23 protein-coding genes are annotated in these 21995 nt (G+C 74.7%); 8 read left to right on the plus strand and 15 right to left on the minus strand.

Annotated elements, in window-relative coordinates; all coding sequences use genetic code 11:
- On the minus strand, window positions 1–891 hold the full coding sequence (locus tag EBO35_RS15870) for a GNAT family N-acetyltransferase (protein WP_241153732.1): 891 nt from the start codon (window positions 889–891) through the stop codon (window positions 1–3).
- A gap of 172 nt (window positions 892–1063) precedes the next feature.
- Here EBO35_RS15870 and EBO35_RS15875 point away from each other — a divergent pair, with 172 nt between their 5' ends.
- The 3 genes from EBO35_RS15875 to EBO35_RS15885 all read left to right on the plus strand — a co-directional run bounded on the left by EBO35_RS15875 (window position 1064) and on the right by EBO35_RS15885 (window position 4442).
- Window positions 1064–2584, plus strand: a complete 1521-nt coding sequence (locus EBO35_RS15875; protein ID WP_164477998.1) for an ArnT family glycosyltransferase — start codon at window positions 1064–1066, stop codon at window positions 2582–2584.
- A gap of 71 nt (window positions 2585–2655) precedes the next feature.
- Window positions 2656–3186 carry a SigE family RNA polymerase sigma factor gene (locus tag EBO35_RS15880; RefSeq protein WP_122818582.1) on the plus strand — a complete coding sequence of 177 codons (531 nt, stop codon included), beginning with the start codon at window positions 2656–2658 and terminating at the stop codon, window positions 3184–3186.
- Window positions 3186–4442: a hypothetical protein gene (locus tag EBO35_RS15885; protein WP_122818583.1), complete on the plus strand. Its 1257-nt coding sequence runs from the start codon at window positions 3186–3188 to the stop codon at window positions 4440–4442. Before EBO35_RS15880 ends, EBO35_RS15885 begins: the two co-directional genes overlap by 1 nt.
- Before the next feature lie 69 nt (window positions 4443–4511).
- On the opposite strand, the gene groL is transcribed toward EBO35_RS15885, so the two are convergent.
- Window positions 4512–6149: a chaperonin GroEL gene (gene groL, locus EBO35_RS15890; protein WP_122818584.1), complete on the minus strand. Its 1638-nt coding sequence runs from the start codon at window positions 6147–6149 to the stop codon at window positions 4512–4514.
- A gap of 103 nt (window positions 6150–6252) precedes the next feature.
- The gene (gene groES / locus EBO35_RS15895; RefSeq protein ID WP_122819852.1) at window positions 6253–6549 is read right to left on the minus strand and encodes a co-chaperone GroES; all 297 of its coding nucleotides are present in this window, start codon (window positions 6547–6549) and stop codon (window positions 6253–6255) included.
- Window positions 6550–6773: 224 nt separating this feature from the next.
- Between groES and EBO35_RS15900 the strand changes: the two genes are divergently transcribed.
- Window positions 6774–7946 carry a class I SAM-dependent methyltransferase gene (locus EBO35_RS15900; RefSeq protein WP_122818585.1) on the plus strand — a complete coding sequence of 391 codons (1173 nt, stop codon included), beginning with the start codon at window positions 6774–6776 and terminating at the stop codon, window positions 7944–7946.
- 14 nt (window positions 7947–7960) lie between these two features.
- On the opposite strand, the gene EBO35_RS15905 is transcribed toward EBO35_RS15900, so the two are convergent.
- From EBO35_RS15905 to EBO35_RS15915, 3 genes are all read right to left on the minus strand, one after another.
- On the minus strand, window positions 7961–8986 hold the full coding sequence (locus tag EBO35_RS15905) for a cobalamin B12-binding domain-containing protein (protein WP_122818586.1): 1026 nt from the start codon (window positions 8984–8986) through the stop codon (window positions 7961–7963).
- 66 nt (window positions 8987–9052) lie between these two features.
- Window positions 9053–9664, minus strand: a complete 612-nt coding sequence (locus EBO35_RS15910) for an MBL fold metallo-hydrolase (protein WP_122818587.1) — start codon at window positions 9662–9664, stop codon at window positions 9053–9055.
- The gene (locus tag EBO35_RS15915; RefSeq protein WP_122818588.1) at window positions 9661–10776 is read right to left on the minus strand and encodes an S-(hydroxymethyl)mycothiol dehydrogenase; all 1116 of its coding nucleotides are present in this window, start codon (window positions 10774–10776) and stop codon (window positions 9661–9663) included. Before EBO35_RS15915 ends, EBO35_RS15910 begins: the two co-directional genes overlap by 4 nt.
- A gap of 159 nt (window positions 10777–10935) precedes the next feature.
- Between EBO35_RS15915 and EBO35_RS20075 the strand changes: the two genes are divergently transcribed.
- Both EBO35_RS20075 and EBO35_RS20080 read left to right on the plus strand, forming a co-directional pair.
- On the plus strand, window positions 10936–11832 hold the full coding sequence (locus EBO35_RS20075; RefSeq protein ID WP_241153733.1) for an MMPL family transporter: 897 nt from the start codon (window positions 10936–10938) through the stop codon (window positions 11830–11832).
- Window positions 11778–13157, plus strand: a complete 1380-nt coding sequence (locus EBO35_RS20080) for an MMPL family transporter (RefSeq protein ID WP_241153734.1) — start codon at window positions 11778–11780, stop codon at window positions 13155–13157. The genes EBO35_RS20075 and EBO35_RS20080 overlap by 55 nt, the downstream gene beginning before the upstream one ends.
- A gap of 9 nt (window positions 13158–13166) precedes the next feature.
- On the opposite strand, the gene tsaD is transcribed toward EBO35_RS20080, so the two are convergent.
- Both tsaD and EBO35_RS15930 read right to left on the minus strand, forming a co-directional pair.
- Window positions 13167–14225, minus strand: coding sequence for a tRNA (adenosine(37)-N6)-threonylcarbamoyltransferase complex transferase subunit TsaD (tsaD, locus tag EBO35_RS15925; protein WP_122818589.1), 1059 nt, complete (start codon window positions 14223–14225; stop codon window positions 13167–13169).
- Window positions 14226–14240: 15 nt separating this feature from the next.
- Window positions 14241–15038: an AraC family transcriptional regulator gene (locus EBO35_RS15930; protein ID WP_122818590.1), complete on the minus strand. Its 798-nt coding sequence runs from the start codon at window positions 15036–15038 to the stop codon at window positions 14241–14243.
- A 50-nt stretch (window positions 15039–15088) separates the two neighbouring features.
- On the opposite strand from EBO35_RS15930, the gene EBO35_RS15935 reads away from it, so the two are divergent.
- A complete protein-coding gene (locus EBO35_RS15935; RefSeq protein ID WP_122818591.1) occupies window positions 15089–15514 on the plus strand; it encodes a DUF2000 domain-containing protein in 426 nt (141 codons plus the stop codon).
- A gap of 6 nt (window positions 15515–15520) precedes the next feature.
- Here EBO35_RS15935 and rimI read toward each other — a convergent pair whose 3' ends face one another.
- Window positions 15521–15967, minus strand: a complete 447-nt coding sequence (gene rimI, locus EBO35_RS15940; protein WP_122818592.1) for a ribosomal protein S18-alanine N-acetyltransferase — start codon at window positions 15965–15967, stop codon at window positions 15521–15523.
- Window positions 15964–16596 carry a tRNA (adenosine(37)-N6)-threonylcarbamoyltransferase complex dimerization subunit type 1 TsaB gene (gene tsaB / locus EBO35_RS15945; RefSeq protein ID WP_122818593.1) on the minus strand — a complete coding sequence of 211 codons (633 nt, stop codon included), beginning with the start codon at window positions 16594–16596 and terminating at the stop codon, window positions 15964–15966. The genes rimI and tsaB overlap by 4 nt, the downstream gene beginning before the upstream one ends.
- A 121-nt stretch (window positions 16597–16717) precedes the next feature.
- Here tsaB and EBO35_RS15950 point away from each other — a divergent pair, with 121 nt between their 5' ends.
- A complete protein-coding gene (locus EBO35_RS15950; RefSeq protein WP_122818594.1) occupies window positions 16718–16996 on the plus strand; it encodes an excalibur calcium-binding domain-containing protein in 279 nt (92 codons plus the stop codon).
- 34 nt (window positions 16997–17030) lie between these two features.
- On the opposite strand, the gene tsaE is transcribed toward EBO35_RS15950, so the two are convergent.
- From tsaE to EBO35_RS15975, 5 genes are read right to left on the minus strand one after another with little or no spacing between them, the layout of a single operon-like run.
- Window positions 17031–17954, minus strand: a complete 924-nt coding sequence (tsaE, locus tag EBO35_RS15955) for a tRNA (adenosine(37)-N6)-threonylcarbamoyltransferase complex ATPase subunit type 1 TsaE (protein ID WP_122818595.1) — start codon at window positions 17952–17954, stop codon at window positions 17031–17033.
- Window positions 17951–19015 carry an alpha/beta fold hydrolase gene (locus EBO35_RS15960; protein WP_122818596.1) on the minus strand — a complete coding sequence of 355 codons (1065 nt, stop codon included), beginning with the start codon at window positions 19013–19015 and terminating at the stop codon, window positions 17951–17953. Before EBO35_RS15960 ends, tsaE begins: the two co-directional genes overlap by 4 nt.
- Entirely contained in the window at window positions 19012–20181 is a 1170-nt protein-coding gene (gene alr / locus EBO35_RS15965; RefSeq protein ID WP_122818597.1) for an alanine racemase, read from the minus strand. The genes EBO35_RS15960 and alr overlap by 4 nt, the downstream gene beginning before the upstream one ends.
- A gap of 38 nt (window positions 20182–20219) precedes the next feature.
- Window positions 20220–21599, minus strand: a complete 1380-nt coding sequence (locus EBO35_RS15970; protein WP_122818598.1) for a bifunctional ADP-dependent NAD(P)H-hydrate dehydratase/NAD(P)H-hydrate epimerase — start codon at window positions 21597–21599, stop codon at window positions 20220–20222.
- A 39-nt stretch (window positions 21600–21638) separates the two neighbouring features.
- Entirely contained in the window at window positions 21639–21992 is a 354-nt protein-coding gene (locus tag EBO35_RS15975) for a holo-ACP synthase (RefSeq protein ID WP_122818599.1), read from the minus strand.
- Window positions 21993–21995: the final 3 nt, after the last annotated feature.

Genomic DNA, 21995 nt, shown 5'->3' on the forward strand with positions numbered 1-21995 from the left:
TCAGGGCGACGGCCGGAGGTCGCGGACCGGCACCCGCACCGTGAGCACGTCGGCCGCCAGCCGGATCCGGCCCCGCATCCCGGCGGCGAGCACCATCGGCAGCACCGCCTGGTTGTCCGAGCGGGTGGTCAGCACGATCTCGGCGGCACCCAGGGCGTGCGCGGTGCGGGCGGCCTCCACGAGCAGTCGGGTCCCGATGCCGCGCCGCTGCCAGCCGGGGTCGACCCGGAGCACGACCGGGCGGGCTCGCGGGTCGTCGGGTGCCGGCTCCTGGACCGTCGCGAGCCCCACGGCGAGGCCGCCGACGACCGCGGAGACCGAGTCCGCCGTCCGGACCAGCTCGGGGGTGGTCCCCTCCCCCAGCCGCCGGCCGGCGGCGGCCGCGCCGAGCGCGGCCGACTCCCTGCTGCGCTGGAGGACGTCGCTGACCAGGTCGGCCAGCGCGGCCGCCCGGGCGTGCTCGGTCCCGGTGAACGGCGCGGTGCGGCGCACCTGCACCTGCACGTCGCCGACGCTGAGCTCCATGGCGTCCTGGACCGGGCCGGCCGGGTCGACCGGGTCCGCCTCGGCGTCGAAGAGCGTCGCGACGACCTCGGGGAACGAGGTGGGCCGGGCCAGGATGCTCCGGGCCGCCAGCACGTAGCGGGTGGGCTGGTCGGCCAGGGCCGCCTCGGTGCACGGCGCCGCGCGCACGGCGTACCCGCCCGAGGCGACGACCAGCGCTGTCACCTCGTCCTCCGCCCAGCCGGCCGGGGTGCGCAGCACCAGCTCGTCGGTGACGCTGTCGAGGTCGGGGAAGATCTGCAGGCCGAGGATGTTCACCCCTGCGTCCCCGCAGCTCCTCGCCAGCGCCGCCAGCGCGCCGGGACGGTCGGGCAGCCTGGTACGCACTCTCCACAACATGGCCCCACCGTGGCCCGCCCACGTTGCCCGTCGGCGTCGGCGGTGTTTCTGGCCGGCTACGCGTCGGCGGTGTTTTCTGGCCGGCTACGCGTCGGCGGTGTTTCCGGCCGGCTACGACCCTCGCGTGGTCCGCGCCCGCCGACCTGCGATCCTGTGCCCCGTGACCGGGGGGCGGGTGCTGCAGCAGACCGGCCGCCGGATCGCGTCGTGGGTCGACTCGCGGTGGACGGTGCCGCTGGCGGCGCTGGCCGCGTTCCTGCTCCGGATGCCCGGCCTGACCCGCCCGGTGCGCGCCGACGAGGCCGGCTTCCTGCTCGTGGCCCGCTCCTGGGACCCGCAGCCCGACAGCCTGTACGGGCACTTCTTCGTGGACCGGCCACCGCTGCTGATCGCGGTGTTCCGGGGCGCCGACGCCCTGGCCGGGCCGCTCACGATCCGGGTCCTCGGAGCGCTGGCCTGCGCCCTGCTCGTCGTGCTCGCCGCCGGGACCGCCCGCTCGCTGGCCGGGGACCGCTCGGCGCGCTGGACCGCCGTGTGCGTGGCCGCGATGACCACCAACACGCTCATCGACGCGGTCGCGGTCAAGGGCGAGCTGCTGGGGCTGCCGTTCGTGATGGCCGCCTGCTGGCTCTCCCTGGCCGCCCTGCAGCGGCGCTCCGCCCCGCTGGCGCTGCTCGCCGGGCTGTGTGCCGGCATCGCCCCGGGCTTCAAGCAGAACCTGGCCGGCGGCCTGGTCTTCGCCGGCGTCCTGCTGCTCGTCGCCGTGGCCACGCGCCGGGTCGGCGGGCGGGACTTCGCCCGGCTCGCCGCGGCGGGCCTGGCGGGCGCCGCGGTCCCGGTCGGGGCCACGATCGCGTGGAGCCTCGCGGCCGGGGTGCGGCTGGAGACGCTCTGGTACGCCGTGTTCGGCTTCCGCTCCGACGCCGCACTGGTCCTGGCCGACGGCAACACCCAGGCGCCGACGATGCGCGCCCTGCTGCTGCTCACGCTCGCCCTGGGCGCCGGGATGCTGCTGATCCTGGGCGGGTTCGTCGTGCACGTGCGCAGCGAGTGGGCCGAGGACCGGGCCGTCACCGCGGCCACCCTCGCGCTGCTCGTCTTCGACGTGACAGCGCTGGTCGCGGGCGGCAGCTACTGGCGCGACTACCTGTTCCCGCTGGTGCCGGCGACCGCGCTGGCCGCGGCGCTGCTGGTGCGCCGGGCCTCCCGGCGCGGCCTGGCCACCCGCACCATCGTGGTCGGCGCCGCGCTCTCGTCGGCCGCCTGCCTGGTCGGCTGGGTGCTGTGGAACGCCGCCGGGATGCAGGAGTTCGACGAGCACGACACCGGGGTGGCGATCGCGGCGGCGGCCGAGCCTGCGGACACCCTGGTCGTCTTCGGCGGTCGCGCCGACGTCCAGCTCGAGAGCGGGCTGGACTCGCCGTACCGGCACCTGTGGAGCCTGCCGATGCGCACCCTCGACCGGGACCTCGACGAGCTCACCGACGTCGTGGCCGGCCCGGACGCCCCCACCTGGCTGGTGGAGTGGGTCGACTTCACCACCTGGGACCGCGACGGCGGGGAGCGGCTGCGCGACCTCGTCGAGGACCGCTACGTCCTGCACGGCACCGGCTGCGACGGCCGCCGGGTCTGGCTGCTGCGCGGCGTGGAGCGCCCGCCGCTGGAGCCCGACTGCGCCTGAGCCTGGGCGGCCAGGCAACCGATCGGCCCCTCACCTCGTTGGAAGGTCATGAGACGACGAGAGGCACCCGGATGACCCCGGCAGCAGAGCAGGCCTTCGCGGAGTTCGCCGTGGCCTCCCGCGGGCGGTTGCGGCGCACGGCGTACCTGATGTGCGGTGACTGGGACCGGGCCCGCGACCACGTCCAGGAGGCGCTGGTGCGGGTCTACGTGCGCTGGCCCAAGCTCCAGCGGCGCGGGGGCGAGCTGGCCTACGCCCGGCGCGCCGTGGCGAGCGTGGTCATCGACGAGAGCCGGCGCCGTTCCAGCCGAGAGCTGCCCACCGACCCCGATCTGGCGATGGCGTCCCCCGAGGACGTCGCGGCCGCGGTGACCGATCGAGCCGCCCTGATGGCGGCGCTCGCCGCGCTGCCGGCCCGGCAGCGCGCCTGCGTGGTCCTGCGGTACTTCGAGGAGCTCGACGTCCGCGAGACCGCGACCGCCCTGGGCTGCAGCGAGGGGACCGTCAAGAGCCAGACCTCGCGGGCCCTGTCGTCCCTGCGGGCGACCTTCGAGAGCGCGTCACGCGACGAGCTCGTCTTCGACGTGATGAGGAGCCAGTGATGGGAAACGAGCTCGCAGAGCTGATGCGGAGGAGCGCCGGAGACGGTCCCTCCGACCAGGTAGACGTCGGCGCCGTCCTCACGGCGGGCCGTCGACGGGTACGTCGCCGGCGCGCCGCCGCCGCCGGAGGCACCGCAGCGCTCGTCGCCACCGCCCTGGTGGCCGGCTCGCTGCTGACAGTCGTCGCCGGAGGATCCGGCGGGCCGGACGCCGCCGAGCGCGAGCTCGAGCCGGTCGGGCGGGTGCTGACCCTGGCGGACGCGCGGGCCGGGGTGCCGGGCGAGGACTTCCGGGTGCTGACGTCCCTGACCAACGAGAACCTCGACCAGGCCAACGGCCGCTACCTCTCCGGCGTCACCGACGACGGCCTGGTGCTGGTCACCGACGGCCCCCGCACGATGCGCAACGAGACCCGGATCGGGCTGCTCGACCCGGCCGCGGATGAGCCCGCCTGGCTCCCCGGCGGGCCGCAGCAGGTCTCGGCACCCATCGCGCTCACCGAGGAGCGGCTGGTCTTCTACGGGCAGGGGGCTCGTTCGTCCGGCGCCCCGGTGCTGGTCTTCGACCGGAGCGAGGGGACCTGGACGAGGCTGCGGTGGGAGGGGCTCCCCCGCGCGGAGGTCCAGGCCGTCGACGCCAGGGGCGACCGGCTCTACCTCGCCCTCGACACCGGCGGCGAGATCAGGCAGTTCGACCTGTGGTCGGTCTCCCTGAGCGACCCAGGGGACGTCCGCAACGAGCAGACAGTCGTCGGCGACTTCGACATCACCGGTGACCTGCTGACCTTCACCGCCACCCACAACGAACCCAACGACCGGGTCCACGTGCGCGACCTGGCGAGCGGGGAGGAGTGGGACTTCGACCCGTTGTCGGGTGACCGCTGCAACCAGCTCGGGCTCCAGCGGATCGACGACCTGCTCGTGCTCTCGCAGTACTGCGGCACCCGCGACGACGTCCGCGACGACCGCGTCCAGGTGGTCACCGACCGCGGCGACCCGGTGGTCACCGTCCAGGGCGACGGCCTCGAGGCAGGCTGGACCGCTGGTTCGGTCGTCCTGGTGGAGAGCTACGACCGCGACGAGGGCGGGGCCTACGCCTGGGACCCCGGCACCGGGGAGCTGGTGCGGCTCAGCGACAGGATCTCCAACTTCGGCCTCGGCGGCGCGGTCCCGGCCGGGTCGGAGCTCCTGATGTGGCACACGCCGCTGAACCGCCGCCACGGGGCCGAGCAGCACCTGGCAACCTGGCTCGACTGAGCCCGCGAGATGCCGAACGGCGCCGGCCCCTCGAGGGGACCGGCGCCGTTCGGGTGGTGCAGGGGTCGATCAGTGGCCGTGGCCGTGCCCGTGGCCGCCGGCCGCCGGGGCGTCGTCGTCCTCCTCGGGCTTCTCGACGATCAGCGTCTCGGTCGTCAGCAGCATGCCGGCGATCGAGGTCGCGTTGACCAGCGCCGAGCGGGTCACCTTGACCGGGTCCAGGACGCCCTGGGCGACCAGGTCGCCGTACTCGCCGGTGGCGGCATTGAAACCGAAGCCGAAGCCGTTCTCCTTGAATCCCTCGCGGACCTTGGTGGTCACGACGTAGCCGTTCTCGCCGCCGTTCTCGGCGATCCAGCGCAGCGGCTCGTCGGCCGCCTTGCGGACCACGCGGACGCCGACCGCCTCGTCACCGGTGAGGCCGAGGTCCTTGTCGAGGACCGAGACCGCGTGGATGAGGGCGGAGCCGCCACCGGCGACGATGCCCTCCTCGATCGCGGCGCGCGTCGCGGAGACGGCGTCCTCGATGCGGTGCTTCTTCTCCTTGAGCTCGACCTCGGTGGCGGCGCCGACCTTGATCACGCACACCCCGCCGGCCAGCTTGGCGAGCCGCTCCTGGAGCTTCTCGCGGTCCCAGTCGGAGTCGGTGTTGTCGATCTCGGCCTTGATCTGGCTGACCCGGGCCTCGACCTCGGCGGAGTCGCCCGCGCCGTCGACGATCGTGGTGTTGTCCTTGGTGATCACGACGCGACGGGCCTGGCCCAGCACCTCGAGACCGACCTGGTCGAGCTTGAGCCCGACCTCGGGCGCGATGACCTGACCGCCGGTCAGGGTCGCGATGTCCTGCATCATCGCCTTGCGGCGGTCGCCGAAGGCCGGGGCCTTCACGGCCACGGCGTTGAACGTGCCGCGGATCTTGTTGACGACCAGGGTCGAGAGCGCCTCGCCCTCGACGTCCTCGGCGAGGATGAACAGCGGCTTGCCGGACTGGATGACCTTCTCCAGCAGCGGCAGCAGCTCGGCGATCGCCGAGATCTTCCCCTGGTGCAGGAGGATGTAGGGGTCGTCGAGGACGGCCTCCATACGCTCCTGGTCGGTGACGAAGTACGCCGACAGGTAGCCCTTGTCGAACTGCATGCCCTCGGTGAACTCCAGGTCGGTGCCCATGGTGTTGGACTCCTCGACCGTGATCACGCCGTCCTTGCCGACCTTGTCGAACGCCTCGGCGAGCAGGTCGCCGATCACGCTGTCGCGGCTGGAGATCGTGGCGACCGAGGCCATGTCCTCCTTGGAGTCGACCTCGCGGGCCGCGTCGCGCAGGGCGTCGCCGACGGCCTCGGCCGCAGCGTCCATGCCCCGCTTGAGGCCCATCGGGTTGATGCCGGCGGCCACGGCGCGCAGGCCCTCGTGGACCATCGCCTGGGCCAGCACGGTGGCGGTGGTGGTGCCGTCACCGGCGATGTCGTTGGTCTTGGTGGCGACCTCCTTGGCGAGCTGTGCGCCAAGGTTCTCGAACGGGTCGTCGAGCTCGACCTCACGGGCGACGGTGACGCCGTCGTTCGTGATGGTCGGAGCGCCCCACTTCTTGTCGAGGACGACGTAGCGGCCCTTGGGGCCGAGCGTCACCTTGACGGCGTTGGCGAGCGCGTCGACGCCGCGCTCGAGCGCGCGACGAGCGGACTCGTCGAAGTCCAGAATCTTGGGCATTGCACTCCTTCAGAGGCGGAAAGGCGATAGTCCGGCACGCAGGTCGGTCAGCACGAGGTACGGACGACCGGAGCGTGCCGGACTATCTGGTGGAACAGGAGAATCAGGAAACGACGGCGAGGACGTCACGCGCGGAGAGGATGAGGAACTCCTCGCCGCCGTACTTCACCTCGGTGCCGCCGTACTTGCTGTAGATGACCTTGTCGCCGACGGAGAGGTCCATCGGGATGCGCTCGTCACCGTCCTCGTTGAAGCGGCCGGGGCCCACGGCCACGACCTCGCCCTCCTGGGGCTTCTCCTTGGCGGTGTCCGGGATGACCAGGCCGGAGGCCGTGGTCTGCTCGGCCTCGAGGGGCTTCACGACGATCCGGTCTTCGAGGGGCTTGATGTTGACCGACACGATGTCGACCTCCACTTTCTCAGCACTCGGTGTAGCGGTGGGTGTTAGCACGTAGGTGCCTGCTGGGTCCTGGTACGCCGTCGCGGGAGCCGCACCGGGGGCAGACGCTGGCACACTCACAGGGAGAGTGCCAGTCAGAAACTAGCACTCACCCGCGCGGAGTGCCAGCGACCCCCCGGGTCCGGGGCGCGGTGGCACACCCCGGCGCTGGCAGGATGAGCGGCGTGGACCTCGACGCCTTCCGGTGGCTGCTGACCGACGAGGGGCAGCGACTGCTGGCCGCGGCCGAGGAGGTCGCGGACGACGACCCGCTGCGCGCCCAGGCCCGGCTGCGGCGCACCGCGCCGGCCGAGCACGTCGCGGCGGCGCTGACCCAGGCCACCCTGCGGCGCCGCGCGGTGCCGAAGTTCGGGGCGGACGCCGCCCGGATGTACTTCACCCCCGACGGCCTCGAGCAGGCGACGCGCACCAGCGTGGCCAGCCACCGCGCCGCCCGGCTGGCCGCGTTCCGCACCGGCACCCTGGTCGACCTCGGCTGCGGCATCGGCGGCGACCTGGTCGCGGCGGCCCGCGCCGGGATCACCTGCGCCGGGGTCGACCTGGACCCGGTCCGGGTCGCGGTCGCGGAGGCGAACCTCGCGGCGCTCGACCTCCCCGGCGCCGTGATGGTCGCCGACGCCACCACCGTCGACCCGACCCCGTTCGACGTCGCGTTCGCGGACCCGGCCCGGCGCACCGGACGCGGGCGCAGCTTCGACGTCGACGACTGGACGCCGCCGTGGTCGTTCGTGGAGATGCTGCTGGCCCGGGACTCGTGCGTGAAGGTCGCGCCCGGCCTCCCCCACGCGCTGGTCCCGGACGGCGTCGAGGCGGAGTGGGTCAGCGACCACGGCGAGGTGAAGGAGGCCGCCCTGTGGTCGGGCCTCCTGGCCACGACCGACCGCCGGGCGACAGTCATCGGGAACGGCGGGCTCGCCACGCTCACCGACGAGGACGACCCGGGCGCCGCGGCGGTCGGCGTCGGCCCGGTGCGCCGGTTCCTGCTCGAGCCCGACGGCGCCGTGATCCGGGCCGGGCTGGTCACCGCCGTGGCCGCCGCCGCCGGCGGGACGCTGGTCGACGAGCACATCGCCTACGTCACCGCGGACCGCGGCACCCCGACGCCGTTCGCCCGGACCTACGAGGTCCTCGAGCAGCTGCCCTACCGGGAGAAGGCGCTGCGCGCCGCCCTGCGCGAGCGTGGCGTCGGCCGGCTCACGATCAAGAAGCGCGGCGTCGACGTCGTCCCCGAGCAGCTGCGTCGCCGCCTCGACCTCGCCGGCCCCGAGGAGGCGACGATCGTGCTCACCCGGGTCGCCGGGAGCGGCACGGCCCTGCTGGTGCGCCCGATCGCCTGAGCCGTCGGCCCCGCTCAGGCGCCGGGACGGCACTCCGCGGGCGGCACCCGCTCCGGCGGCGCGTCGATCGACCTGGCGCCGGCGAGCAGCGCCCCCGCGACCGGATGGCCGCGCAGCGGCTCGGCCAGCAGCCCGAACAGCTCCTCGGCGAGGTCACCCGCGGCGCCGCGCCGGTCGAGCACCCGCACCACCCAGTCGCGCACCTCGGCCATGATCGTCTCGTCGCCGGTGACCAGGCTCGCCGCCAGGCAGCCGATGACGTGGTCCACGGTCGCCGCGAGCTCGGCGTGCCGGTCCACGGGGCGCAGCTCGGGGTGCCGCGCGACCAGCGCGCCCGCGACGTACGGCGTGATCTCCTCGCGATAGCCGAGGATCCACTCGGCCTCGATCTCGGCCGGCGTGGGCTCGGCGGCGGGCAGCGGCTCGACGCGCGCCGGAAGCTCGTGCACCAGCCGCACCGCGTCGGGGATCGTCGCGGCGTACGCCGTGGCGCCCAGGGCGAGCGCGCGGCGCTCGTCGCCGCCGAACGCGGCGCCACCCATGACCACCGGGACCCCGGTTGCGCGCAGCTCGGCCACCAGCGCCAACTGGTCGCCCAGCGAGGACGTGAGCGTGCCGCTGAGCAGCACCGCGCGCGGCCGCCGGGACCGGACCTGCGCCACCAGCTCGGGCTCCTCGACGACCTCGCCGCGGAAGCCCGCGGCGGTCAGGTGCTCGGCGACGACGAGGGCCGGCAGCTCGTGGCGCTCACCGCGCAGGCAGGCCACGAGCACCAGCGCGGCGCCGGGGCGGGGGGCGTCGCTGAACGAGCACAGCCAGTGCACCAGCCCCTCGTTGATCGCGGTGGCGGCCAGCTCCTGCTCGAAGGACCAGCTGCCCTCCAGCCAGAGCTCGCCGGCGCGACCCTGGGCCGGGAGGACCAGCGACTCCATGATCTCCAGCGGGGCCTGCCCCTCGGCCTGCAGGCGCTTGACCGCCTCCAGCGCTGCCGGACGGTCGCCGCGCTCGAGCGCTTGCCAGTACTCGTCCGCCGTGTTCATCGCGTGCGTCTCCTACCCGGATCGGGCCGGTTCCATGCCGACCGGCCCGACCCGGTGCGTCGCTCGTCAGTCCCCGAGCAGCGCCCGCTCGGCGCCGATCGTGGTGTCGTCGCCGTGGCCCGTGTGGACCACCGTGTCGTCGGGCAGCGCGAACAGCTTCGCGCGGATCGACGCCTCGATCGTGGGCCGGTCGCTGAAGGACCGGCCGGTCGCGCCGGGACCGCCCTGGAACAGCGTGTCGCCGGTGAAGACGCAGCCCAGCTCCTCGGCGTACAGGCACACCGCTCCGGGGGCGTGCCCCGGCGTGTGCAGCACCCTCAGGGTGGTGCCGGCGACCTCGAGGATCAGCTCGTCGGCGAGGTCGAGGTCCCAGAGCTGGTCGGGGTGCGTCAGCGTCCAGACCGGGAGGTCGTCGGGGTGCAGCATGATCGGCGCGACGACCCGCTCCCGCAGCGCGGGCGCGACCCGGACGTGGTCGTCGTGGGCGTGGGTGCACACGATCGCCTTGACCTTGCGGTCCCCCACGACGGCCAGGATGTCGTCGACCGAGTGCGGCGCGTCGATGACCACGCACTCCTGGTCGTCGCCGATCACCCAGATGTTGTTGTCGACCTGGTGTGTCTCGCCGTCGAGGCTGAAGGTGCCGCTGGAGACCGCGTGGTCGACCCGGGCGGTCACGGGAGGACCACCACGCTGCGCAGCACGTCGCCGTGGTGCATCTTCTCGAACGCGGCCTCGATGTCGCCGATGCCGATCTCCTCGGTGACGAACGCGTCGAGGTCGAGACGGCCCTGGCGGTAGAGGTCGACGAGCATCGGGAAGTCGCGGCTCGGCAGGCAGTCGCCGTACCAGCTGGACTTCAGGGCCCCGCCGCGCCCGAAGACGTCGCCGAGCGGGAGCTCGGGGACCTTCATGTCCGGGGTCGGCACGCCCACCAGGACCAGCACTCCGGCGAGGTCGCGGGCGTAGAACGCCTGCTTCCAGGTCTCCGGGCGGCCGACGGCCTCGATGACCACGTCCGCGCCCTCGGCGCCCTCGTAGGTCTCGGCGCAGATCCGCTTGATCTCCTCGACCGGGTCGACCTGGGAGGAGTCGATGGTGTGGGTCGCGCCCATCGCCGTGGCCTGCTCGAGCTTCTTCGCGTCGATGTCGACGGCGATGATCGGCGAGGCGCCGGCCAGCGCCGCGCCGGCGATCGCGGCGACGCCGACGCCGCCGCACCCGATCACGGCCGCGGAGCGGCCCCGGGTCAGGGCACCGGTGTTGATCGCCGCGCCGATGCCGGCCATCACGCCGCACCCGAGCAGGCCGACGGCCGCGGGGCGCGCGTCCGGGTCGACCTTCGTGCACTGGCCGGCGGCGACCAGGGTCTTCTCCGCGAAGGCGCCGATCCCGAGCGCGGGCGTCAGCTCCGTGCCCGCGTCGGGGCCGTCGGCCAGCGTCATCCGCTGCGTCGCGTTGTGGGTGTTGAAGCAGTACTGCAGCTCCCCGCGCTTGCAGGCCCGGCACTCCCCGCACACGGCGCGCCAGTTGAGGACGACGAAGTCGCCCGGCGCCACGTCGGTCACGTCCGGCCCGACGGCCTCGACCACTCCGGCGGCCTCGTGGCCCAGCAGGAACGGGAACTGGTCGTTGATGCCACCCTCGCGGTAGTGCAGGTCCGTGTGGCAGACCCCGCAGGCCTGCACCTTGACCACGGCCTCCCCCGGCCCGGGGTCCGGGACGTTGATCGTGACGACCTCGACGGGCGCCCCCTCGGCCTTGGCGACGACCGCCTGCACCTGCTGCATCTGACTTCCTCTCGACGTCGGCCCGGACCTCGTCGTCCGGTCGTCCCACGGTAGTCGCCGTGGGTCGCCCACCCTCGGCCCCGGGGGGTCCAGCTCGGGACCGGGCCGGGCTGATAATCGAGAGGCGCCCGGGCCGCCGTTTCGCTAGCGTCCCGGATCGTGTTCGCAGCCCTCGGCCGTCTGGTCTCCCGTCGTCCCTGGTTCGTCATCGCCGCGTGGGTGGTGCTGGCCGTCGCGGTGGTCTCCCTCGCCCCGGCCCTCCAGACCACCTCGGAGGAGTCGGAGTTCCTGCCCGACCACTACGAGTCGATCCGAGCGGCCGAGCTGCAGGAGCAGAACTTCCCCGGGGCGACCACCCCGGCCGCCATCCTGGTCTTCGAGCGGGAGGACGGCGGCGCGCTCACCGAGGAGGACCGGGCCGAGGTCGGGCGGATCTCCGAGGGCCTCGGACCCGAGCTGGGCGCGGACACCTTCGTCCAGGAGGTCGTGACCGTCGACCCCGAGGGGCGGCCCAACGTCTCCGAGGACGGCCTGGTCCAGCTGGGCATCGTCGGCCTCGCCGAGGACGCCACCGGCTTCGACCCCGGGGCCTTCGAGGACGCCGAGGCGCTGCGCGAGGACCTGGACGACCTGGCCGAGGGCTCGGGGCTACGGGTCCGGACCACCGGGTCGGTCCTCCAGGGCCTGGACTCCCAGGAGTCCGGGGAGCGGTCGCTGGCCATCGTCGGCATCGCGACAGTGGTGCTGATCGTGGTGCTGCTGGCGCTGATCTTCCGCAGCGTGATCATCTGCCTGATGCCGGTGGTCGTGGTCACGCTGGTCTCGATCATCGCGACCGGGCTGATCGGCTGGGCCAACGAGGTCTTCGACCTCCAGGCGGACTCCTCGATCGAGACCATCCTCGTCGTCGTCCTGTACGGCATCGGCACCGACTACATCCTGTTCTTCCTGTTCCGCTACCGCGAGCGGCTGCGCCAGGGGCCGACACCCGGGCCTCGGTCGTGCACGCGCTCGAGCGGGCGGGCGAGGCCATCGCCTCCGCAGGCGGTGCGGTGATCGTCGCGTTCCTGGCGCTGCTGCTGAGCACGCTCAGCATCTTCCAGGCGATCGGACCCGCGCTGGCGATCGCGGTGGCCGTCACCCTGCTGGCCGCCCTCACGCTGGTGCCGGCCGTCGTCACCGTGCTCGGCCGCGGGCTGTTCTGGCCCTCGCGCTCGTGGCGCCGGGAGCCCGAGGGCGCCCGGTTCGGTCGGATGGGCGACGGCCTCGGCCGCAGGCCCGGCGTCTACGCGTCGGTCTCGGGGCTGGTGATGGCGGCGCTGGCGGTCTTCGCGCTCGGCTTCAACCCCTCCTTCGACTTCAGCGCCAGCCTGCCCGACGACGTGGAGTCCACCCAGGCCCTGGAGACCTTCCAGGACCACTTCGCCGCCGGCGCGAGCGAGCCGGTCCCGGTGCTCCTGCGCTCCGGGGACGGACCGCTCGACGCGGGCACGCTCACGGCGTACCGCGACGAGCTCGAGGCCGCCGACGGAGTGGCGCAGGCCTTCCCCGCCCAGACCTCCTCGGACGGCACCGTCGCGCAGTTCAGCCTGGTGCTCGACCAGGACCCGGCCTCCGACGCCGCTCTCCAGGACGTCAAGGGGCCGATCCGCGACGCCGCGCACGACGCGGCCCCGGAGGGCACCGAGGCGTTCGTCGGCGGTACGCCGTCGGTCTTCGCCGACCTGCAGGAGGCGATGGAACGCGACTACTCGGTCGTGTTCCCGGTGGCCGCGCTGATCATCATGCTGATCCTCGCGCTGCTGCTGCGCAGCCTGGTGGCGCCGTGGTACCTGATGGGGGCGGTCGCCCTCGGGTTCGCCGCGACCCTGGGCGCCACGGTCATCCTGTTCCAGTACGTGCTCGGCGAGAGCGGCCTGATCTTCATGCTGCCGATCTACATCTACCTGTTCGTCACCGCGCTCGGCACCGACTACAACATCTTGATGATCGCCCGGCTGCGTGAGGAGTCCCGGGCCGGCAAGGACCCGCGGCGCGCGGCCGCGGAGGCGGTCAAGCACGCCGGGCCGACGATCGCGGCGGCCGGGGTGATCCTCGCCGGCACCTTCGCCTCGCTGATGCTCAGCGGCAACACGCTGATGGTCTCGATGGGCTTCGCGCTGTCCTTCGGCATCATCGTCGCCGCGTTCGTGATGTCGATGTTCTTCACCCCGGCCCTCACCGCCCTGATCGGCCACCGCGCCTGGTGGCCCGGGCACGGCGACGAGGCCCGGTCCGAGGACCGGGCCGGCGGCGGGGCAGCCTCCGAGCCGGGCCTCGACCGCAGCGGTGGCCCGGAGGCCGAGGTCGGGCCGGACGCCCGGGTCGGCCGCGACGGCTGACCGAGGAGGTCAGGAGGCCAGGACCTCGGTCACCGGCAGGCTGGAGTCGGCGGGCAGGTCGAGGTTGGAGGGGGTGCGCCCGCGGGCGACCATCTCGGCGCCGAGGGCCGCGACCATCGCGCCGTTGTCGGTGCACAGGCCGGGTCGGGGCACCCGCACCCGGATGCCCAGCCTCGCGGCCCGTTCCTCGGCCAGCACCCGGAGCCGGGAGTTGGCCGCGACGCCGCCGCCGATCAGCAGGTCCTCGATGCCCTCGCTGCTCGCCGCGTCCAGCGCCTTGCGAACCAGCACGTCGCACACCGCCTCCTGGAAGGACGCCGCGACGTCGGCGACCGGCACCGGCTCGCCGGAGCGCTCCCGGGCCTCCACCCAGCGGGCGACAGCTGTCTTGAGCCCGGAGAACGAGAAGTCGAAGCGGTGCCGCTCCAGGTCGCGGCGCGAGGTCAGGCCGCGGGGGAAGTCGATGGAGACGCTGCTGCCCTCGCGTGCCACCCGGTCGATGTGCGGCCCGCCGGGGAACGGCAGCCCGAGCAGCCGGGCCACCTTGTCGAACGCCTCCCCCGCGGCGTCGTCGATGGTCGCGCCCATCGGCTGCACGCCGCTGGTGACGTCCTCGACCCGCAGCAGGCTGGAGTGCCCGCCGCTGACCAGCATCGCCAGGCACGGCTCGGGCAGCGGACCGTGCTCGAGCTGGTCGACGGCGACGTGGGAGGCGAGGTGGTTCACGCCGTACAGCGGCTTGCCCAGGCCCAGGGCGAGCGCCTTCGCGGAGGCCACGCCGACGAGCAGCGCGCCGGCGAGGCCGGGGCCGCTGGTCACCGCGATCGCGTCGACGTCGTGCAACGAGATCCCCGCGGTCTCGCAGGCCCGCTCGATGGTCGGGACCATCGCCTCCAGGTGCGCCCGGCTGGCCACCTCGGGGACGACGCCGCCGAACCGGGCGTGCTCCTCGACGCTGCTCGCGACCGCGTCGGCCAGCAGCGTGTGACCCCGCACGATGCCGACGCCGGTCTCGTCGCAGGAGGTCTCGATGCCGAGGACCAGGGGGGCGCTGCTGCTCTCGCTCACCCGTTCATTGTGCCCTCAGCGTGCCGACCGGGCGTACGCGCCCGGTGCCACGCCCAGCAGCCGCCGGAAGTGGCGCCCCAGGTGGGCCTGGTCGTGGAACCCGACGGCGACGGCGACGTCGGCGGGCCGCTCCCCTGCCAGCAGCCGCCGCCGGGCGAGGTCCAGGCGCCGGCCGGTCAGGTAGCGGTGCGGCGGCAGGCCGAACTCGGCGGTGAAGGCGCGCACGACGTGCGTCGGCGAGGCGTACGTCGCGCGCGCCACGTCGGCGAGGCCGACCCCCTCGACGACCCGGCCGTCCAGCAGCTCGCGGACGGCCCACGCCAGCGGTCGGTCGGCGACGGCGGGCGCATCGACGTCGCGGCCGGCCAGGTGCCGGGCGAGGCGGTCGGCGACGAGCGCGAGCCGGGACTCGGCCTCGAACCCGTCCCCCGGGTGCACCAGCGCGCCGTGCAGCCCGTCGACCGCGGCGGCCAGCACGGGGTCGGCCCAGCCCGGACGGTCGACGGCGGCGCCGACCCGGTCGGTGCCGAGCAGCGGCTCCTCGAGGTAGACCACCCGCTTGCGGAACCCGGCCGCGGACGCGGCGCGACCGTCGTGGGCGACGTGCGGAGGCAGCACCGTCACCTGACGCGGCACGGTGCCGTGCGAGCGGCGTTCCAGGTCGTAGGCCACCGTGCCGGCGTCGACCAGCAGCACGGTCCAGGTGTCGTGGGTGTGGCGGGGATAGGCGTGGTCCGGGAAGTAGGCGTGCAGCACCTCCACGACGCCCGCGACCGGCGGCCGCCAGGCCCGCACGGTGGGCGTCGGCACCATGTCAGGAACGTACAAGACCGGCGGCGTTCCGGCCCAGCACGCTGAGGGACATGACCCGCTCCGACATCAGGTTCGACACCAAGATCGCCGTCCTGCTCCGTGACGACCTGCCCGGCTGGCAGCGCCTGAACGCCACCGCCTTCCTGATCAGCGGGGTGACCGCCCGCTGGCCGCAGCTGGTCGGCGAGCCGTACGCCGACGCCGACGGCACGGCGTACCTGCCGATGCTCGGCCAGCCGGTGCTGGTCCTGGAGGGCGAAGGCCCGGCCCTGGTCACCGCGCACGAGCGGGCGCTGCGGCGCGAGCTGCCGGTGGCGGTCTTCACCTCCGACCTGTTCCGGACCGGCAACGACGAGGACAACCGGGCAGCGGTGGCGGCGGTCCCCCGCGCCAAGCTCGACCTGGTGGGGCTGGCGGTGCACGGCCCGCGCAACGCCGTCGACCGGATCCTCAAGGGCGCGCGGATGCACCCGTGAGGACGGTCAGGCGGCGGGCAGGTCCCGGGCGAGCACGAGTGCGGTAGCCCCGTCCCGGTAGTAGCGCTGGCGCCGGGCGATCTCGATGAAGCCCCGGGCCGCGTAGAACCGCGCCGCACCCACGTTGTCCTCGCGGACCTCCAGCAGCAGCCGCTCGGCGCCCCCGGCGACCGCGGCAGCGACCACCTCGGCGAGCAGCTCGCTGGCCACGCCGCTGCGGCGGTGCTCGGGGCGCACCGCGATCCGCTGCAGTTCCGCGATGTCCCCGACCACGCTCGCGACCGCGTGGCCGACGAGCTCGCCGTCGACCTCGGCGACCAGGTAGCTCACGGTCGGGAGGGTGCCGGCGAGGCCCTCGCGGACCAGGCCGGGGGGCCAGGCGTCCGCGCCGAGGTTCTCGGTCTCCAGGGCGACCACGGCGTCTGCGTCGGCGAGGGTCGCCCCGCGGATCACGAGACCTTCTTCGGCGGCCGGGGAGCCTCCGCGTCCGGGCGCCGCAGGTACATCGGCTCCGGGTCGACGAGCTCCGCGAGCTCCTCGGTGACCGCCCGGGCCAGCCAGCCGGCGCTGGGCCGCCGGGGACCCACGGCCTGGGGGAAGTCGTCGGGGTAGAGGTGGGCGCCCTCGCCCACCACCGGCAGCTCGCTCGCCACGGCAGCCGGCTTCGCGACGACCGGGCCCTCGAGCCGGTCCCCCGTCTCGTCGTACGAGGCGAGGTAGACCTCCTTGCGCCGCGCGTCGGTGGCGACGAGGAAGGGCCGGTCCAGCTGCCGTGCCGCCTCCACCGCCAGCACGTCGAGGCTGCACACGCCGTAGACCGGCACCTCGAGGACGAATCCGAGCGTGCGGGCGGTCACCAGGCCCACCCGCAGCCCCGTGAACGGGCCGGGGCCGACGCCCGCCGCGATCGCGGTGAGGTCCTGGCGGACCACCCCGGCCTGCGCGAGCGCCTGCTCGATGAGCGGGGCGAGCTGCTCGCCGTGCTTCATGGGCCGCTCGGAGACCAGCTCGACGACGACGTCGGAGCCGTCGTGGAGGGCCACGGTGACCAGGGGGGTCGCGGTGTCGAGGGCGAGGAGCACGCGTCGAGGTTATCCGGCGCCGGCCGAGCGCTGTGCGCTGGCCGACGCTGCCGATTCCCCCGAACCCCGGACGCCCGGGCCGGCGACCCAGCAGACTGTGCGCCGACTCCAGGAGGAACAGATGCCCCGCTCCATCCCCGCCGCCGCGACCGTCCTCGGTCTCGTCCTCGCCGCCGTGCCGGCCACCCTGATCGCGTCCCCCGCCGAGGCGGCCAAGCCCCGGACGTTCAAGAACTGCACGGCGCTCAACAAGGTCTACCCCCACGGGGTCGGCAGGCCGGGCGCCCGCGACCAGACCTCCGGCAAGCCGGTCACGACGTTCAAGCGCAACGGCAAGGTCTACGCCGCCAACACCAAGAGCGACCGCGACAAGGACGGCATCGCCTGCGAGAAGGCCTGACCGGCACCTGACCCGTCCCTGACCCGGTACGGCGTCAGCCGAGGCCGCGGAACGACAGCGCGTGCCAGCGCGGCCCGACCGGGGTGATCTCGACCCGGCGCGGGTCGACCTCGTCCTCGGGGCCGGCCTCGGTGCTGCGCACGATCCGGATCTCCAGGCGGGACTCGGTCAGCCCCTCGGCCAGCCCCTCGCCCCACTCCACGACCGTGACTGCCTCGTCCAGGTCGGTGTCGAGGTCGAGGTCGTCGAGCTCCTCGATCCCGCCGAGCCGGTAGGCGTCGACGTGGACCAGCGCCGGGCCGCCGACCAGCGAGGGGTGCACCCGGGCGATGACGAAGGTCGGCGAGGTGACGTCGCCGCGCACGTGCAGCCCGGCGCCCAGGCCCTGGGTGAGCGTGGTCTTCCCGGCGCCGAGGCCGCCGGAGAGCACGATCAGGTCGCCGGGCGCGAGCTGGCCGGCCAGCGACCGGCCCAGGGACCGCATCGCGGAGGCGTCGGGCGCCTCGAAGACGCAGGTGCGCAGCGGCCGGCGCATCTCGACCAGCGGCGAGTCCCGGGCGATCTCGCGGAAGCCCTGCCGCTCCCAGAACCGGACAGTCGCCGGCAGCTCCTCGCGCGCCACGACCGTCGCGTCGTCGAAGCCCTCCGCGGCGTCCACGACCGCGTCGATGAGCCGGCGCGCGATGCCGTGCCCCTGCGCGTCGGGGCGTACGCCGAAGCGGCGCAGGTACATGGTGCTGCCCACCGGGTCCAGGACCAGGGCGCCCACCGGGCGACCGTCCAGGCAGGCCAGCAGGCCGCCGTGCTTGCCGAGCAGCCGCGCCATCGACTCGACGGTCTCCGAGAGTGCGTCGGCGGGCGGGTCGAGCGGGGGGCGGGCGGCGAACGCCTCCTGGACCACCGCGAGCACGTCGGCAGCCGCCTCCGGCCCGACGCGGCGGACGACGACCTCGCTCACCGGGTGCCCGTCCTGCGCGGGAGCTCCCCGGCCGCGGCCGTCAGCAGCCGGTCCAGCTCCGCGTTGATCTGCTCGTGGCGCTCGAGGACGACCATGTGGCCGGCGCCGGCGTACTCGACGAGCCGGGAGTCCCGGATCCGCTCGTGCAGCTTGCGGCTGTGCCCGATCGAGGTGAGCCGGTCCGCGGTGCCGCAGGCGATCAGCGTGGGCACGTCGGAGAGCACGTCGACGGCGTGGAACTTGTCCAGCGCCCCGAAGCTGGGGAAGAACTCGGCCAGCACCTCGAACGGCGTCGCGGAGAGCATCGAGTCGACGAAGTCGACGTAGGAGTGGGGCACCGGGTCGCCGAAGGCGAACACGTCGGTCGCGGCCAGGGCGACCGAGCGGCCGACCCGGCGGACCCCGTCGACCACCCGGTGGCGCCGGGCCAGCGCCGCGACGGTGCGCCGGGCGAGCGGCAGGCCGAGCTTCGCCGGCACCACCGGGAGCAGCAGCCGGCCGATGTCGAGCCCGCCGGCCGTCGTCGAGATCAGCCCGACCGCGACCACGCGCTCCCCGAACAGGTGCGGGTGCTGCTCGGCGAACGCGATCACGCTCATCCCGCCCATCGAGTGCCCGACCAGCAGCACCGGCCCCTCGGGCACGACCTCCTCCAGGACCCGGCGCAGGTCCTCGCCGAGCTGCTCGATCGTGGCGTTCTCCAGCGAGGAGCGGCCGGACCGGCCGTGCGAGCGCTGGTCGTAGAGGACCGTGCGCACCCGCCCGCGCAGCGCGGCGCGCTGGAAGTGCCAGCAGTCGAGGGTCAGCGCGTAGCCGTGCACGAGCACGACCGTGACCGGGGACTCGGGGGCCTCATGGGGCTCGTCGACCTCGACGTGGAGCGGGACGCCGTCGTCGGCGATCACGGTCAGCGGCGCCGAGCGCAGGCTGCCGAACGGGACCTGGTCGTCGGGACGGCGCGTCGCGGAGCGTCGCTGGTGGGCCACCCCCACAGCGGCGCCGGCGGCGGCCAGCCCGGCCGCGCTCGCGAGGGCGCCTGCGACCGCGCGGCTGGGCCTCACGGTGCGCCCACCCCGGCACCCATCCCGGAATCGAGCCCGGAGTCCACGTGGCGCCGCGTCATCCGGCCGCCGATCCTGGTGACGATCTCGTAGTTGATCGTGCCGCTCGCCTGCGCCCAGTCGGTCGCCGTGGGTCCGCCGTCGAGGCCGGTGCCGAACAGCACGACCTCCTCCCCCGGGTCCGGCTCGTCGCCGCCGAGGTCCACCACGAACTGGTCCATGCAGATCCGCCCCCGCACCGGCCGGCGCTTGCCGCCGACCAGCACCTCCGCGGCGTTGCTCGCCGAGCGCAGCACCCCGTCGCCGTACCCCGCCGGGACCAGCCCGAGCGTGGTCTCGCTCTCCGCGATCCAGGCCCGGCCGTAGGAGACCGCGTCGCCAGGGGCCACGTGCTTGACCATCGCGAGGGCGGCCCGGGCGGTCATCACCGGGACCAGGCCGAGGTCGGGCATCAGGCCGGGGGCCGGCTCCAGGCCGTACGACGCGATCCCGCAGCGCACCAGGTCGAAGCGGGCGCTGGGTCGCAGCACGGCCGCGGCGGAGTTCGCCAGGTGCCGCACCTCCGGGTCCAGGCCGACCTCGTCGGCCAGCGCCAGCGCGTCGCGGAAGACCCGCTCCTGCCGGTCGTTCGCGGGGTCCTCGGGCTCGTCGCTGGAGGAGAAGTGCGACCAGATCCCGGTGACCCGCCAGGTGCCGGCCTCCTCGCCGGCGCGGGCCCGGGCGAAGACCGCCGGCCAGTCCGCGCGGGCGGCGCCGCCCCGGGAGAGCCCGGTGTCGACCTTCAGCTGCACGCGGGCCGGCCGGCCCACGGCCTCGACGCCCGCGGCGATCTCGTCCAGCTCCGCCACGGAGTACGCCGAGAGGTCCACGTCCGCGGCCACGCCGGCGGCGTAGTCCTCGCCGGGCACGGCCAGCCAGCACAGCACCCGTCCGCTGTCGCCGGCCGCCCGCAGCGCCAGCGCCTCCTCGAGCGTGGCGACGCCCAGCCACTGCGAGCCGGCCTCCCGGGCGGCCCCGGCCGCGGCGACCATGCCGTGGCCGTAGGCGTCCGCCTTGACCACTGTCATCATCGCGACGTCCTCCCCGACCAGGCGGGAGAGCACTCGCACGTTGTGCCGCAGCGCGGCCAGATCGACGACGATCTCGGCGCGGGCGAGGTGGCTCATGGCCCCCATTCTCCCACCCGGCGACATCCGCCGGACGCTCAGCCCAGGGGAAGGGCCCGCACGGCGTCCGGGATCGCCGCGGCCACCTGCCCGGCGACCAGCGGCCCACCGGCCGACGCCAGCGTCGCCGCGGCCCCGTGCAGCCAGGACCCCACCGAGGCCGCGTCGAAGGCGTCCAGCCCCGCGGCGAGCAGCGCCCCGATCAGCCCGCCGAGCACGTCCCCGGCCCCCGCGGTCGCCAGCCACGGCACCCCGGTCGTGGTGACCCGGACCCGGCCCGCGGGCTCGGCGACGAGCGTGTGCCGGCCCTTGAGCAGGACCACGCAGCCGTAGGAGTCGGCGGCCTGCCGGGCGTGCGCGAGCGGTGCCGCCTCGACGGCTGCCCGCTCGGCGCCGAGCATCGCGGACAGCTCCCCGGCGTGCGGGGTCAGCACGGTCGTCGGCGGCAGCGGGCGGGCGACGTGCGCGAGCGCGTCGGCGTCGACGACCAGCGGGACCCCGTCGGCCAGTGCCGCCGCCAGCTCGCCGGCGGCGCGGTCGTCGGTGCCCGACCCGACCACCCAGGCCTGCACCCGGCCGGGACCGACCACCTCCGGATGGGCCGCCCGGACCCGGTCGCCGACGCCCGGGTCCCCGGCGTACCGCACCATGCCGCACAGCCCGCTCGAGGCCCCGGCGACGCTGAGCAGGGCCGCCCCCGGGTAGCGCGGCGAGCCGGCGCGGACGCCGACCACGCCGCGGGTGTACTTCTGCGCGTCGCTCGCGGGGCGCGGCAGCAGCCGCGCGACGTCCGGCGCCTGCAGCGCCTCGACCGGGGCGGCCGGCAGCGGGAGGTCGAGGTCGACGAGGTGGACCGCGCCGCAGGCCGAGGCCGCCGGGTCGACGAGGTGGGCGACCTTGAGCGTGCCGAAGGTGACGGTGACCGCGGCCCGCACGTGCGGCCCGGCCAGCTCGCCGGTGTCGACGTCGACACCGGACGGCAGGTCCACCGCGACCACCGGGACGTCCGCGACCGCGGCGAGGGCGGCCACGGCCTCCGGCCGCAGCCCGGGCCTCCCACCGATGCCCACGATCCCGTCGACGACGACCTCGGGCGGGGTGCCGACCGCGGCCACGACGCGCCCGCCGGCCGCCCGCAGCGCGGCGAGCCCGCCCGGGTGCGCGTGCTCGCTGAGCAGCAGGGCCTCCACCCGGGCGCCCCGGCGGGCCAGCACCGCCCCGGCGTACAGGGCGTCGCCGCCGTTGTCGCCGGCCCCGACCAGCAGCAGCACCCGGCGCCCGTACGCCGACCCGAGCAGGTCCAGCACGGCGTAGGCCAGCCCGTGCGCGGCGCGCTGCATGAGCGCGCCGTCCGGCAGCACCGCCAGCACCGCGGCCTCGGCCGTCCGGACCTGGTCCACGGTGTGCGCCCGCCTCATGCCCGCCAACCTAGCCGGGCGCCATCCGGCCGGGCTCCGTCAGGACTCCAGGACCACCATCGCCGAGGCGATCCCGGCGTCGTGGGAGAGCGAGACGTGCACGTGGGCGGCGCCCGCCGCGGCGACCGCGGCGGCGACGGTGCCGCGCAGCTCCAGGACCGGGCGGCCCGAGGACTCGTTGACGACCTCGCAGTCGTGCCAGGCCATCCCGGTCGGGGCACCGAGCGCCTTCGCCAGCGCCTCCTTGGCCGCGAACCGGGCCGCCAGCGAGGCGACCGGCCGGGACCGTTCGGCGGGCGTGAACAGCCGGTCGAGCAGGCCCGGGGTGCGGGTCAGCGAGTGGCTGAACCGGTCGATGTCGCACACGTCGACCCCGACCCCGACGATCGCCATCAG

The sequence above is a fragment of the Nocardioides pantholopis genome, assembly GCF_003710085.1.
Taxonomy (GTDB): Bacteria; Actinomycetota; Actinomycetes; order Propionibacteriales; family Nocardioidaceae; genus Nocardioides; species Nocardioides pantholopis.